General features: G+C 71.3%; 10 protein-coding genes. 2 read left to right on the top strand and 8 right to left on the bottom strand.

What is annotated here, in order from left to right; all coding sequences use genetic code 11:
• The first annotated feature begins 274 nt into the window (after window positions 1–274).
• A complete protein-coding gene (locus ACFYZF_RS16065; protein ID WP_387020808.1) occupies window positions 275–2,401 on the top strand; it encodes a PhoX family protein in 2,127 nt (708 codons plus the stop codon).
• Window positions 2,402–2,455: 54 nt separating this feature from the next.
• On the opposite strand, the gene ACFYZF_RS16060 is transcribed toward ACFYZF_RS16065, so the two are convergent.
• Window positions 2,456–3,238, bottom strand: coding sequence for an IclR family transcriptional regulator (locus tag ACFYZF_RS16060; RefSeq protein WP_387020806.1), 783 nt, complete (start codon window positions 3,236–3,238; stop codon window positions 2,456–2,458).
• 154 nt (window positions 3,239–3,392) lie between these two features.
• On the opposite strand from ACFYZF_RS16060, the gene ACFYZF_RS16055 reads away from it, so the two are divergent.
• Complete coding sequence (locus tag ACFYZF_RS16055; protein ID WP_387020803.1) at window positions 3,393–4,574, top strand: MFS transporter; 1,182 nt, start codon at window positions 3,393–3,395, stop codon at window positions 4,572–4,574.
• A gap of 6 nt (window positions 4,575–4,580) precedes the next feature.
• On the opposite strand, the gene ACFYZF_RS16050 is transcribed toward ACFYZF_RS16055, so the two are convergent.
• The 7 genes from ACFYZF_RS16050 to nuoI all read right to left on the bottom strand — a co-directional run bounded on the left by ACFYZF_RS16050 (window position 4,581) and on the right by nuoI (window position 12,578).
• Window positions 4,581–5,663, bottom strand: coding sequence for a polyprenyl synthetase family protein (locus ACFYZF_RS16050; protein ID WP_387020801.1), 1,083 nt, complete (start codon window positions 5,661–5,663; stop codon window positions 4,581–4,583).
• A 90-nt stretch (window positions 5,664–5,753) separates the two neighbouring features.
• Window positions 5,754–7,307, bottom strand: coding sequence for an NADH-quinone oxidoreductase subunit NuoN (gene nuoN, locus ACFYZF_RS16045; protein WP_387020798.1), 1,554 nt, complete (start codon window positions 7,305–7,307; stop codon window positions 5,754–5,756).
• Window positions 7,304–8,836: an NADH-quinone oxidoreductase subunit M gene (locus ACFYZF_RS16040; RefSeq protein WP_350883379.1), complete on the bottom strand. Its 1,533-nt coding sequence runs from the start codon at window positions 8,834–8,836 to the stop codon at window positions 7,304–7,306. Before ACFYZF_RS16040 ends, nuoN begins: the two co-directional genes overlap by 4 nt.
• A gap of 64 nt (window positions 8,837–8,900) precedes the next feature.
• Entirely contained in the window at window positions 8,901–10,847 is a 1,947-nt protein-coding gene (nuoL, locus tag ACFYZF_RS16035) for an NADH-quinone oxidoreductase subunit L (protein ID WP_387021542.1), read from the bottom strand.
• A gap of 26 nt (window positions 10,848–10,873) precedes the next feature.
• The gene (gene nuoK, locus ACFYZF_RS16030; RefSeq protein WP_350883381.1) at window positions 10,874–11,173 is read right to left on the bottom strand and encodes an NADH-quinone oxidoreductase subunit NuoK; all 300 of its coding nucleotides are present in this window, start codon (window positions 11,171–11,173) and stop codon (window positions 10,874–10,876) included.
• Window positions 11,170–11,940, bottom strand: coding sequence for an NADH-quinone oxidoreductase subunit J (locus tag ACFYZF_RS16025; protein ID WP_387020794.1), 771 nt, complete (start codon window positions 11,938–11,940; stop codon window positions 11,170–11,172). The genes nuoK and ACFYZF_RS16025 overlap by 4 nt, the downstream gene beginning before the upstream one ends.
• Complete coding sequence (gene nuoI / locus ACFYZF_RS16020; protein ID WP_387020792.1) at window positions 11,937–12,578, bottom strand: NADH-quinone oxidoreductase subunit NuoI; 642 nt, start codon at window positions 12,576–12,578, stop codon at window positions 11,937–11,939. The genes ACFYZF_RS16025 and nuoI overlap by 4 nt, the downstream gene beginning before the upstream one ends.

Here is a 12,578-nt window from a genome sequence, read left to right as displayed (position 1 = left end):
GCGTCGTGGTCGCTGATGGCGGCCTCCTCGGGCGTCGGGGAGTCCAGCGGGTCGCGCCGTCGGGTGGCCCGGCGGCGCCTTCGCCCGAAAGTACGTCCGGCGGCCCCGATCGGTTCATCCGCGGGCCGACGGGGCGCATCCGGCGCAGGTGTTCACGCCCGGTTCACGTTCGGGCCGGGCCGCGCTCACCGCGTCCTCCTAGCGTCCGCCGGGTACGCACGTCGGACGGTTGATCCCGGCGTGCCCCGCACTTCCCTCCAGGAGGCACCTCCCGATGAGCAACCGTCCCCGGCTGCTTCCCCTGCTGGGCGCCACGCGCCACGGCAGCCGTGACGCCATGACCTGTCTGTACCGGTGCGGCAACGCCTGTGACCACCCGGTGCCCAACTCCTCCGGCAACCCGTACTTCGGTGACGTGGTCGACGCCGAGGTGTCCCGGCGCGGCGTGGTCCGGGCCGGCGCGGTGGGTGCGCTCGTCCTCGGCTTCGGCGGCACCGCCGTCGGCGCGCTGGCCGGGGCGGGTGCCGCGTCCGCCGCACCGGCCGCCCCGGTCGTGCCGGAGGCCACCGGGTTCGGCCGGCCGCCGGTGGGCGTGGGCAGCGGCGCGCTGACCTTCAAGCCGATCCCGCCGAACAAGCTCGACACGCTGGTGGTCCCCAACGGGTACGACCACGCCGTGGTGATCCGCTGGGGCGACCCGGTGGTGCCGGGCGCGCCGGAGTTCGACCCGCACGGGCAGACCGCCGCCAAGCAGGCGAAGCAGTTCGGCTACAACAACGACTTCGTCGGCGTGCTGCCGCTGGACAAACGGGGCCGGCGGGCACTGCTCGTGGTCAACCACGAGTACACCAACGAGGACCTGATGTTCCCCGGCTTCACCGGCCTGGACGCGCTCACCGTCGAGCAGGTGAGGGTCGCCATGGCGGCGCACGGGATGAGCGTGGTCGAGCTGGAGCGGGTCGACGGCACCGGGCAGTGGCGGCCGGTCGGGGGCGGCCGGCGGCCGTACAACCGGCGGGTCACCGCACTGGCCACCAGGTTCGAGCTGACCGGCCCGGCCGCCGGCTCGGCATGGCTGAGGACCGCCGCCGACCCGAAGGGCCGCACGGTCGTCGGCACGCTGAACAACTGCGCGGGCGGCGTCACCCCGTGGGGCACCGTGCTCTCCGGCGAGGAGAACTTCAACCAGTACTTCGTCGGCGGCGACGGCGCGCCGGAGGAGCTGCGGCCGAGGCTGGCCCGGTACGGCATCAACACCACCGACCGGTATCCGAGTGGCAACCGCAGGTGGGACCGCGCCGACGAGCGCTTCGACCTGGCGAAGCACCCCAACGAGGCGCACCGGTTCGGGTGGGTCGTCGAGATCGACCCGTTCGACCCGGAGAGCCGGCCGCGCAAGCACACCGCGCTGGGCCGGTTCAAGCACGAGGGCGCGAACGTCATCGTGGCGCGCGACGGCCGGGTGGTCGCGTACATGGGGGACGACGAGCGGTTCGACTACCTGTACAAGTTCGTCTCGGACAGGAAGCTCATGGCCGGCGACTCGTCGGTGGCCCGCAGGCACAACCTGACCCTGCTGGAGTCCGGCACCCTGTACGTGGCCCAGCTCGAAGGCAACTCGGCCGCCGAGATCGACGGGTCGGGCGCGCTGCCCGCCGACGGGGCGTTCAACGGCCGGGGCCGCTGGATCAGGCTGGTCAGCGGCAACCGGTCGTACGTCGACGGGATGACCGCCGCAGACGTGCTCACCTTCACCCGGCTGGCCGGGGACAAGGCCGGGGCGACGAAGATGGACCGCCCGGAGGACGTCGAGCCGAGCCTGCTCACCGGCAAGGTGTATGTGGCGTTGACCAACAACACCGACCGCGGCAAGGCGGGCAAGGCGGCGGCCGACGAGGCCAACCCGCGCAACCTCAACAAGCACGGCCAGGTGCTGGAACTGGTCGAGGACGGCAACAACAACGCGGCGGAGACGTTCGCCTGGTCGCTGCCGATCGTCTGCGGCGACCCGGCCGACCCGGCCACCCACTTCGCCGGGTACGACAAGGCGAAGGTCTCCCCGATCTCCTGCCCGGACAACGTCGCCTTCGACGCCACGGGCAACCTCTGGATCTCCACCGACGGCAACGCGCTGGGCAGCAACGACGGCCTGTTCGCCACCGCCGTCGAGGGCCCGGAGCGGGGGCACCTCAAGCAGTTCCTGACCGTGCCGCTCGGCGCGGAGACCTGCGGGCCGTTCATCACCGGTGACAACCGGTCGGTGTTCGTGGCGGTGCAGCACCCGGGTGAGATCACCGGAGCCTCGGTGGAGAACCCGGCCTCCACCTGGCCGGACGGCGACTACGCCAAGCCCGGCGTGGTGGTCACCTGGCGGCTGGACGGCGGCCCGATCGGCAGCTGACCGGCGACGGCGCGCACGGCGGCCCCCTCCCACCCGGGAGGGGGTCCCGTCGTCTCAGCCCTCGGCGACGGCGGCGTCGGCGACGGCGCGGGCGACGGTGAGCAGCTTGGCCCGGACCACCCGGGCGGAGGTCATCATCTCGCTGGCCGGCAGCGCGCAGGCCAGCACTATCCGGCGTTCCAGGTCCTTGTCCGGGGTGACCAGCACCGCGGCGCACGCCACGCCCTGCCGGAACTGGCTCAGTTCGAGCTGCATCCCACGCCGGTCGCCGGCCGCCAGGTCCGCCTCGAACGCCTCAGGGCTGGTCAGGGTGGCGTTGGTGAACGGGCGCATGCCGTACTCCCGCAGGTAGCGGAAGCGCTGCTCGGCGGTGAGGGTGGCCAGCAGGGCCTTGCCGAGCGCGGTGGCGTGCGCCCCCTCGTCGAAGCCCGGGACCATGTCCTCAAGGTACGGCGAGCGGTGGCCCTCGGCGACGGCGGTGATCGCCACCTGGCCGCCGACGAACCGGCCCAGGTAGTGGCTGTACCCGGTGTCCAGGGCCGCCCGCCGCAGGCACTCGCCGACCGGCGCCGGCCCCCGGAACGCGGTGACCAGCTCGCGGTACCGGTCGGCGATCTCCAGCCCGACGATGTACGTGCCGTCCTCCCGGCGGATCACATAGCCCTCGTATGCCAGGGTGCGGACCAGGTGGTAGGTGGTGGCCACGGTCAGCTCGCAGCGCCGCGCGATCTGCTTGACGGTCAACCCCTTCGGGGCACGACCGACCGATTCGAGCACGCGTAGGGCGCGGGACACACTCCGGATGAGATCCGAAGGTTCCGCCAAGGGGTCGCGCACAACCACCTCCGCCACCGGGGAGTTACACCATATGAAATCCAGGCGTCCGGCGAAATGCCTGTTCGGATCGACGATGCCAGATCATCCTAAACGGTCAGTGCCCCGAGCGACACGGTGAGTTGTCCGAGGTGGCCTCGCGTAGGTTTGCGGGACCATGACCCGTACCGCCCCGCACCCCGCGTCACCGGCCGCCGCCCGCCACCCCCTCCGGGCCGGCGCGGGGGCGGTCGCCACCACCGTCGCCTGCGTCCTGCCTGTCTTCCTGGTCGGCGGCCTTGCCGTGCAGATGGGTGCGGACCTGGGCTTCTCCCCGGCCGGGCTGGGCCTGGTCGTGTCCGTGTACTTCGGCGTCAGCGCGCTCGCCTCGGTGCCCTCCGGCGCCCTCGTGGAGCGGCTCGGCCCGGCCGTGGTGGCCCGCGCCGGCATCCTGCTCTCCGCCGGGTCCATGCTGGCCGTGGCGGCGCTGGCCCGGTCGTACCCGGTGCTGGTCGTTCTGTTGGCGCTCGGCGCCGCCGCCAACGCCCTGGGGCAGCTCGCCAGCAACGCGGCGCTGGTCCGGCACGTGCCGCCGCACCGGCAGGGGCTGTCGTTCGGGGCGAAGCAGGCGGCCGTTCCGCTCTCCACCCTGCTGGCCGGCCTGGCGGTGCCGACCGTCGCCGTGACCGCCGGCTGGCGGTGGGCCTTCGTGGCGGGCACGGTCGCCGCGCTGTCCGCGCTGCCGCTCGTACCGGCGCGGGAGGCCCGCCCGGGGCGGCCGACCGGCGGCCGGCGGGCCGGTGGGGCGACGGGGGCCCTGATACTGGTCGGGGTGGCCGCGACGCTGGCGGCGGCCGCCGCGAACGCGCTGGGCACCTTCCTGGTCGACTCGGCCGCCGGCCGGGGGCTCTCGCCGAGCCTGGCCGGGCTGACCCTGACCCTCGGCAGCGTGGTCTGCGTGGCCGCCCGGATCGGTTTCGGCGCCCTGGCCGATCGCCGGGACGGCGGCCACGTGGCGGTCATCGCCGGCATGCTCGTCGTCGGCGCCCTGGGGCTGATGCTGCTGGCGCTGACCGGGCCGGTGCCGCTCGTGGCGGGCGTGGTGCTCGGCTTCGGCCTGGGCTGGGCCTGGCCCGGCCTGATGACCTTCGCGGTGGCCCGGCTGCACCCGCAGGCCCCGGCCGCCGCCACCTCGATCACCCAGACCGGGGTGTACGCCGGCGGCTGCCTCGGCCCGCTGGCCCTCGGCGCGACCGCCACCGCCTTCGGCTACCCGTCGATGTGGCTCGCGGCAGCGACGGCCATGCTCGGTTCGGCCGCCCTGATGCTCACGGCGGCCCGCCTGCTGCGCGCCCGCTGACGGCGGTCAGCTCGTGCGGTCGGCGATGAAGTCGCAGAGGGATTCGAGGGCCCGACGGGTCGCCCCGCCCGGGAGCGGAGCGAGCTGCCCACGCGCGTCCTCGGCGTAGCTGCGGACCGTCTCCCGGGCCCGCTTCAGGGCGGGGGACTCGCGGAGCAGACCGAGGGCCTCGGCGTGCAGGTCGTCGTCGACGATCGGGCCGGTGGCCAGGATCTCCCGCAGCCGCACCGAGGCGGCGTCGGAGTCGTCCGAGGCGAGCGCGTAGAGCACCGGCAGCGTCGGCACCCCCTCACGCAGGTCCGTGCCCGGGGTCTTGCCCGACTGCACCGACTCGCTGGCGATGTCCAGCAGGTCGTCGGAGAGCTGAAAGGCCACGCCGATGGTCTCGCCGTATGCGGCCAGGGCCTCGGTGTGCTCGACGGAAGCCTGGCCGAACAGCCCGCCGAACCGGGCCGAGGTGGCGATCAGCGAGCCGGTCTTCCCCGCGATGACGTGCAGATAGTGGTCGACCGGGTCCTGCCCGTCCCGGGGGCCGACCGTCTCGGCGATCTGGCCGTGCACCAGCCGGGCGAACGTGCGCGCCTGGAGGCGCACCGCCTCGGTGCCGAGGTCGGCGGCGAGGTCCGCAGCGCGGGCGAACAGGTAGTCGCCCACCAGGATCGCCACCGAGTTCGTCCAGCGTGAGTTGGCGCTCGGCGCGCCCCGGCGCACGGCGGCCTCGTCCATCACGTCGTCGTGGTAGAGGGTCGCCAGGTGGGTGAGTTCCATCACCACGGCGGCGGGGACGACCTGCGGGCCTGTCGGATCGCCGAACTGGGCGCCCAGTGCGACCAGCAGCGGGCGGAACCGCTTCCCGCCGGCGTCCACCAGGTGCCGGGCGGCCTCGGTCACCAACGGGTCGGCGCTCGCCACCGCGGCCCGCAGCTCCGCCTCGACGGACTCCAGCAGACCCAGCACGGACGCCTCGACGCGGGGATCGGCCAACTGCAGGCCGAGCGCGCCGAACTGACCGGTGCTCTTCCGACTCCGCCGAACGGAGCCGGTGGCACCTGAACGCTCGCCAGCCGGAATCACCACGCTATCCACCATGCCACACCCGTTCGACCTGCTCCGGACGGGGGATACGGCGACGGGGCCGGCACACTGTCGTGTGCCGGCCCCGTCGCCGGGAAAGGTCGGTCATCGTACGAATTCAGCGGCACCGTTGGCAAGATCGAGCAGCGGGCCCGGGACGACGCCCAGCACCAGGGTGGCCAGCACGCCGATCATGAGGGCCGCCGAGGTGAGCCCGCCCGGCGTGGTGACCGTCGGGGTGGACTCGCCCGGCTCGGACAGCCACATCATCACCACGACCCGCAGGTACGGGAACGCCAGCACCATGCTGGTCAGCACGCCGGCCACCACCAGCCACGCGTGGCCGGCGTCCAGCGCCGGGGCGAAGATGGCGAACTTGCTCATGAACCCGCTGGTCAGCGGGATGCCGGCGAAGGCCAGCAGGAGGAAGGTGAAGATCGCCGCGAAGAACGGCGAGCGCCGGCCCAGCCCGGCCCAGCGGGACAGGTGGGTGGCCTCCCCGTCGGCGTCCCGGACCAGGGTCACCACCGCGAACGCGGCGAGCACCGAGAACCCGTACGCGACCAGGTAGAACATCGTGCCGGAGAGCCCGTCCTTGCTCGGCGCGAGCACCCCGACGAGCAGGTACCCGGCGTTCGCGATCGACGAGTACGCCAGCAGCCGCTTGATGTCCGTCTGGGTCACCGCCAGCACCGCGCCGACCAGCATGGTCAGCACCGCGATCGCGCCGAGGACCGGGGTGAAGTCCCACGCCGCACCGGAGAACGCCACGTGGAACACCCGCAGCAGGGCGCCGAACGCGGCGACCTTGGTGCAGGCCGCCATGAAGCCGGTGACCGGCGTCGGAGCGCCCTGGTACACGTCCGGGGTCCAGACGTGGAACGGCGCGGCGGCGGCCTTGAACAGCAGCCCGATGGCGAGCAGCGCCATGCCGGCGAAGAGCAGCACCTTGCTGGCCGGGGACTCGTTCACCGCGGCGTGGATCGTGGCGAAGTCGACGCCCGCCGGCCGGCCCGGGATGCCCGAAGTGAACCCGTACACCAGGGCCACGCCGAAGAGGAAGAACGCCGAGGCGTACGCGCCGAGCAGGAAGTACTTCATGGCCGCCTCCTGGCTCAGCAGCCGCCGGCGGCGGGCCAGCGCGCAGAGCAGGTAGAGCGGCAGCGAGAAGACCTCAAGGGCGATGAACATGGTCAGCAGGTCGTTCGCCGCCACGAAGATCAGCATGCCGCCGATCGCGAAGCTGGTCAGCGGGTAGACCTCGGTCGCCCCGTTGCTGCCCTCGGCCTGCCGCCGGTCGTCGGGCGAATCGGCGGTGACCGCGGCCTGGGCGACGAACGCCCCGCCCCGCTCCACCGAACGCTCACCGATAAGCAGCAGCGCCATCGCGGCGAGGACCAGGATCGCGCCCTGGAGGAACAGCGTGGGCCCGTCCACGGCGATCGCCCCGCCTGCGGTGAGCAGCCGCTCGTCGGCGTTCACCATCACCATCACCAGGGCGGCGAGCACCGCCAGCAGGCCCAGGGACAGTTGCGCCAGGTGACGCTGCCTGCGGGGCACGAAGGCCTCGACCAGCACGCCCAACAGGGCGGCACCGAGCATGATCAGGATCGGAGCGAGCGCCGTGTAGTCGATCGACGGCAACTTCAGCTCGGTCATTTCGCGGCCTCCTGGACGCTGCCGACCTCAGGGGCGGGATCGGTCCTGCCGACGTCCTCCATGGTGGCCCGGACGGCGGGGTTGATGACATCGGTGACCGGCTTGGGGTAGAAGCCGAGCAGCACGATCAGCGCGATCAGCGGCGCGACCACGAACTTCTCGCGCAGGCTGAGGTCGCGGCGCATCGGCTCGATCTCGACCAGAGCCGGATTGAGCGTGCCCTGGGTGGTGCGCTGCACCATCCACAGCACGTACGCGGCGGCCAGGATGATGCCGAGCGTGGAGATCACCGCCACCGGCTTGTTCACCGTGAAGGTGCCGATCAGCACCAGGAACTCGGAGACGAACGGCGCGGTGCCGGGCAGCGCCAGCGACGCCAGACCGGCGAAGAAGAGCACGCCGGCCAGCAGCGGCACCAGCTTGCCCGCGCCGCCGAAGTCGCTGATCAGCGCCGACCCGCGCCGGGCCACCAGCATCCCCACCACCAGGAAGAGCAGCCCGGTGGCGAGGCCGTGGTTGAGCATGTAGAGCACCGCGCCGGTGCCGGCCTGGGTGGTGAAGGCGAAGATGCCGACCCCGATGAACCCGAAGTGCGCGATCGAGGTGTACGACACCAGCCGCTTCAGGTCGTTCTGGCCGACCGCGAGCAACGCCGCGTAGATGATGCCGATCACCCCGAGCGCCAGCGCCCAGGGGGCGAACCACTTCGACGCCTCCGGGAACAGCGGCAGGCAGTACCGCAGGATGCCGAAGGTGCCGACCTTGTCCAGCACGCCGACCAGCAGCGCGGCGGCGCCGGCCGGGGCCGCGCCACCGGCGTCCGGAAGCCAGGTGTGGAACGGGAAGAACGGCGCCTTGATCGCGAAGGCGAGGAAGAACCCGAGGAACAGCCAGCGCCCCGTGCCGGTGGAGATGTCCACCTGGGTCAGCGCCTGCCAGTCGAAGGTCTTCCCGCCGACGACCCAGAGGCCGATCACCGCGGCCAGCATGAACAGGCCGCCGACCAGCGAGTAGAGGAAGAACTTCACGGCCGCGTACTGCCGCTGGTGGCCGCCGTAGCTGCCGATGAGGAAGTACATCGGCACGAGCATGACCTCGAAGAACACGTAGAACAGGAAGACGTCGGCGGCGGCGAAGACGCCGATCATCGTGCTCTCGAGGATGAGCAGCAGGGCGAAGTAGACCGGCACCGAGCGCTTCGACGACTCGGCGTCGTGCCAGGACGCCAGGATCACCAGCGGCACCAGCACCGCGATCAGCATCAGCATCACCAGCGCGATGCCGTCGGCGGCGAAGGTGAACCGGGCGTCCCACTGCGGGATCCAGGTGTAGGACTCGCGGAACTGGAGCCGGTCACCGCCGGTCTTGAAGCTGACCCACATGACCACGGACAGCACCAGCACCAGCAGCGACCACCCGAGGGCCACCTGCTTGGCCAGGTCCGGCCGGCGGCGCGGCAGGACGGCCACGACCAGCGCGCCGACCAGCGGCGCCACGGTCAGCACCGAGAGGAACGGGAAGTTGGACATTATGCGGCCTTACCTCCGTCGTCACTGCATGGTCCGCCGGCGGGGGCGGCCGTAGAGAGGTCGATCACGCCAGCCACCCCGCCTGCACGGCCATGAACGCCGCCACCACCAGCAGCGCGCCGGCCAGGATGGACGTCGCGTACGACCGGACGAATCCGGTCTGCAGCCGCCGGAGCCGGCCCGAGCCCCCGCCCACCGCGGCGGCCAGGCCGTTGACCAGCCCGTCGACGCCCCGGTTGTCGAGGAAGACCAGCGCCCGGGTGAGGAAGATCCCCGGCTTCTCGAAGACCGCCTCGTTGACGGCGTCCGTGTAGAGGTTGCGTCGGGCGGCGGTGACCAGCACACCCGCCGGCTGCGGCTCGGTGGCCGTGCCGTTGCGGAACAGGAACCAGGCCAACCCGGCCCCGCCCACGGTGACCAGCAGCGAGAGGATCGTGATCACCGTGTGCGGCAGCACCGAATGGTGGGCCTCGCTGGCCTCACTGCCGAGCACCGGCGTCAGCCAGGAGGCGAGACCGTCGTCCCATGCCATCAGGCCACCGGCGAGAACCGAGCCGATCGCGAGCAGGATCAGCGGGATCGTCATGAGCTTCGGCGACTCGTGCGGGTGCTCGATGTCCTCGGTCCACCGCTTCGGGCCGTGGAAGGTGAGCACGAACAGCCGGGTCATGTAGAAGGCGGTGAGCCCGGCCCCGAGCAGCGCCGCCCCGCCGAAGAGCCAGGCGGTCCAGTCGTCCCGCGTGAAGGCGGCGGCGATGATCGGCTCCTTGGAGAAGTAGCCGGACAGCGGGGGGATGCCGATGATGGCGAGCCAGCCCATCATGAACGTGAGCCAGGTGACCTTCATGTGCTTGGCCAGCCCGCCGAAACGGCGGATGTCCACCTGGTCGTTCATGCCGTGCATGACCGAGCCGGCGCCGAGGAACATGTTGGCCTTGAAGAAGCCGTGCGCCAGCAGGTGCAGGATGGCCAGCGCGTACGCCCCGCCGCCGAGGCCGACGCCGACGAACATGTAGCCGATCTGGCTCACCGTCGACCAGGCCAGCACCCGCTTGATGTCGTCCTTGGCCGCGCCGATGATGCAGCCGATCAGCAGGGTCAGCGCGCCGACGCTGACCACCACGAGCTGGAGCGTCGAGTTGGCCGAGAAGATCGGGTTGGACCGGGCGATCAGGTAGACGCCCGCGGTGACCATGGTGGCGGCGTGGATGAGCGCCGACACCGGGGTCGGGCCCTCCATCGCGTCCGGCAGCCACGCCTGGAGCGGGAACTGGCCGGACTTGCCGGTCGCCCCGAGCAGCAGCAGCAGGCCGAGCACCAGCACGGTGGTCGCGGTCAGCGAGCCGACTCCGTTGAACACCTCGTCGTACTGGGTGGTGCCGAGGGTGGCGAACATGATGAAGATGCCGATGGCCAGGCCGGCGTCGCCGACCCGGTTCATCAGGAACGCCTTCTTCCCGGCGGTGGCCGCGCTCGGCCGGCCGTACCAGAAGGAGATCAGCAGGTACGACGCCAGGCCGACGCCCTCCCAGCCGAAGTACAGCATCACGTAGTTGTTGCCGAGCACCAGCAGGAGCATCGCGGCGACGAACAGGTTGAAGTAGGCGAAGAACCGCCGCCGGCCCTCGTCGTGCGCCATGTACTCGACCGCGTACAGGTGGATCAGGAAGCCCACCCCGGTGATGAGCAGGACGAAGACCGCAGCCAGCGGGTCGAACAGCAGACCGAAGTCCACCTTGAAGTCGCCGACGGCGATGAAGTCCCACAGGCTCCGCTCGACCGACTTGTTCTCCAGGCCGCGTAGCTGGAAGAAGTAGGTCAGGCCGAGCACGAAGGACGTGCCGACCGATGCCACCCCGAGCCAGTGTCCCCAGCGGTCGGCCCGCCGGCCCAGCAGCAGCAGGATCACCGCACTGGCCAGCGGGATCGCCACCAGCAGCCAGACGCTGCCGAGCAGCCCACTCGCCGAAGCGTAGGCGACGGCACCTGCCGGCTCGGCCGGGGCGTTCATCAGAATCTCTCCCACAGCTGGCCCCTCTAGTACTTGAGCAGGTTGGCGTCGTCGACGCTCGCGGAGCGCCGGGTCCGGAAGATGGACATGATGATCGCGAGGCCGACCACGACCTCGGCCGCGGCCACCACCATGACGAAGAACGACATGATCTGGCCGTTCAGGTCACCGTTGATCCGGCTGAAGGTGACGAGGGTCAGGTTGGCCGCGTTCAGCATCAGCTCGACGCACATGAACAGCACGATCGCGTTGCGCCGGATGAGTACCCCCGCCGCGCCGATGGTGAACAGCACCGCGGCGAGCACCAGGTAGAAGTCCGGGGTCATTTGTCCGTCCCCTTCAGCAAGGTGTCCTCGTCGGTCAGCTCCCGCACCGGCAGGATCGGCGAGATGCCGCGCTCGGTCAGCCGGCCGTCGGGCAGGCGGGCCGGGGTGGCCACCGAGGAGGAGGTGGCGAAGACGCCCGGGCCGGGCTTCGGGCCGGGGTAGTTACCCGGGGCGAAGCGGGCCTTCATCGTGGCGACCTGGTCCATCTTGTCTTCCTTGCGCCGCTCGACGTGCGCCAGCACCATCGCGCCGACCGCAGCCGTGATCAGCAGCGCCGAGGTCAGTTCGAAGGCGAAGACGTACTTGGTGAACAGCAGCCGGGCGATGCCCTGCACGTTCCCCTCGGCGTTGGCCTGGTCCAGGCCCACCGCCTGGACACCGTGCAGCGCCCGGTACAGGCCGCCGCCGACCAGGCCGGCGAAGCCGAGCCCGAGCAGCACCGCGGCGACCCGCTGGCCGCGCAGCGTCTCGATCAGCGAGTCCGAGGCGTCCCGGCCGACCAGCATGAGCACGAACAGGAAGAGCATCATGATCGCGCCGGTGTAGACGATGATCTGCACCATGCCGATGAACGGCCCGGCCTGCAGGACGTAGAACACGCCCAGGCAGAGCATGGTCAGCACCAGCCAGAGCGCCGAGTGCACGGCGTTTCGCGCGGCGACCATGCCGATCGCGCCGATCAGCGCCAGCGGGGCGAGGATGTAGAAGGTGACCTCCTCGCCACCGGACACCCCGCCCGCCGCGGCGAGCACCGTCTGCGTGGTCATGCCTTGTCCCCCTTCCCCGCCGCCGCCCGCTGGGCGTGCTGCTCGGCGCCGGGGAAGGTCACCCCGGGGTGCTCCTGGACCTGGTACCGGCCCGGGCTGTTGGTCGCATACTCTGCACCGGCCGAGGTGCCCGGGTTGGTCAGCGCGTCGACGTAGTAGTCCTTCTCGCTGTCCCCGAGCCTCATCGGGTGCGGCGGCTGCTCCATGCCCGGCAGCAGCGGCGCGAGCAACTGCTCCTTCGTGAAGATCAGGTCCTGCCGGTTGTCCCGGGCCAGCTCGTACTCATTGCTCATGGTGAGCGACCGGGTCGGGCAGGCCTCGATGCACAGTCCGCAGAAGATGCAGCGGGCGTAGTTGATCTGGTAGACCGACGCGTTCCGCTCACCTGGCGAGAGGCGGTTCTCCTCGGTGTTGTCCCCGCCCTCGACGTAGATCGCGTCGGCCGGGCAGGCCCAGGCGCACAGCTCGCAGCCGATGCACTTCTCCAGGCCGTCCGGGTGCCGGTTCAGGACGTGCCGCCCGTGGTAGCGCGGCGCCGGGACCGGCGGCTTGAACGGGTAGTCGGTCGTGACGACCTTCTTGAACATGTGCGAGAAGGTGACTCCGAAGCCCTTGAACGTTCCGGTGATCGCGCCCAC

This window comes from Micromonospora sp. NPDC001898 (assembly GCF_042891255.1).
GTDB lineage: Bacteria > Actinomycetota > Actinomycetes > Mycobacteriales > Micromonosporaceae > Micromonospora.
The sequence above is the reverse complement of the archived record's forward strand: the minus strand, read 5'-3'. Positions and strand labels throughout refer to the sequence as shown.

Coding starts and splice junctions, on each gene's coding strand:
- ACFYZF_RS16040 (WP_350883379.1), bottom strand. CDS start 8,836: ATGTCCAACTTCCCGTTCCTCTCGGTGCTGACCGTGGCGCCGCTGGTC.
- nuoK (WP_350883381.1), bottom strand. CDS start 11,173: ATGACCCCGGACTTCTACCTGGTGCTCGCCGCGGTGCTGTTCACCATC.
- ACFYZF_RS16065 (WP_387020808.1), top strand. CDS start 275: ATGAGCAACCGTCCCCGGCTGCTTCCCCTGCTGGGCGCCACGCGCCAC.
- ACFYZF_RS16050 (WP_387020801.1), bottom strand. CDS start 5,663: ATGGTGGATAGCGTGGTGATTCCGGCTGGCGAGCGTTCAGGTGCCACC.
- nuoL (WP_387021542.1), bottom strand. CDS start 10,847: ATGAACGCCCCGGCCGAGCCGGCAGGTGCCGTCGCCTACGCTTCGGCG.
- ACFYZF_RS16055 (WP_387020803.1), top strand. CDS start 3,393: ATGACCCGTACCGCCCCGCACCCCGCGTCACCGGCCGCCGCCCGCCAC.
- ACFYZF_RS16025 (WP_387020794.1), bottom strand. CDS start 11,940: ATGACCACGCAGACGGTGCTCGCCGCGGCGGGCGGGGTGTCCGGTGGC.
- nuoN (WP_387020798.1), bottom strand. CDS start 7,307: ATGACCGAGCTGAAGTTGCCGTCGATCGACTACACGGCGCTCGCTCCG.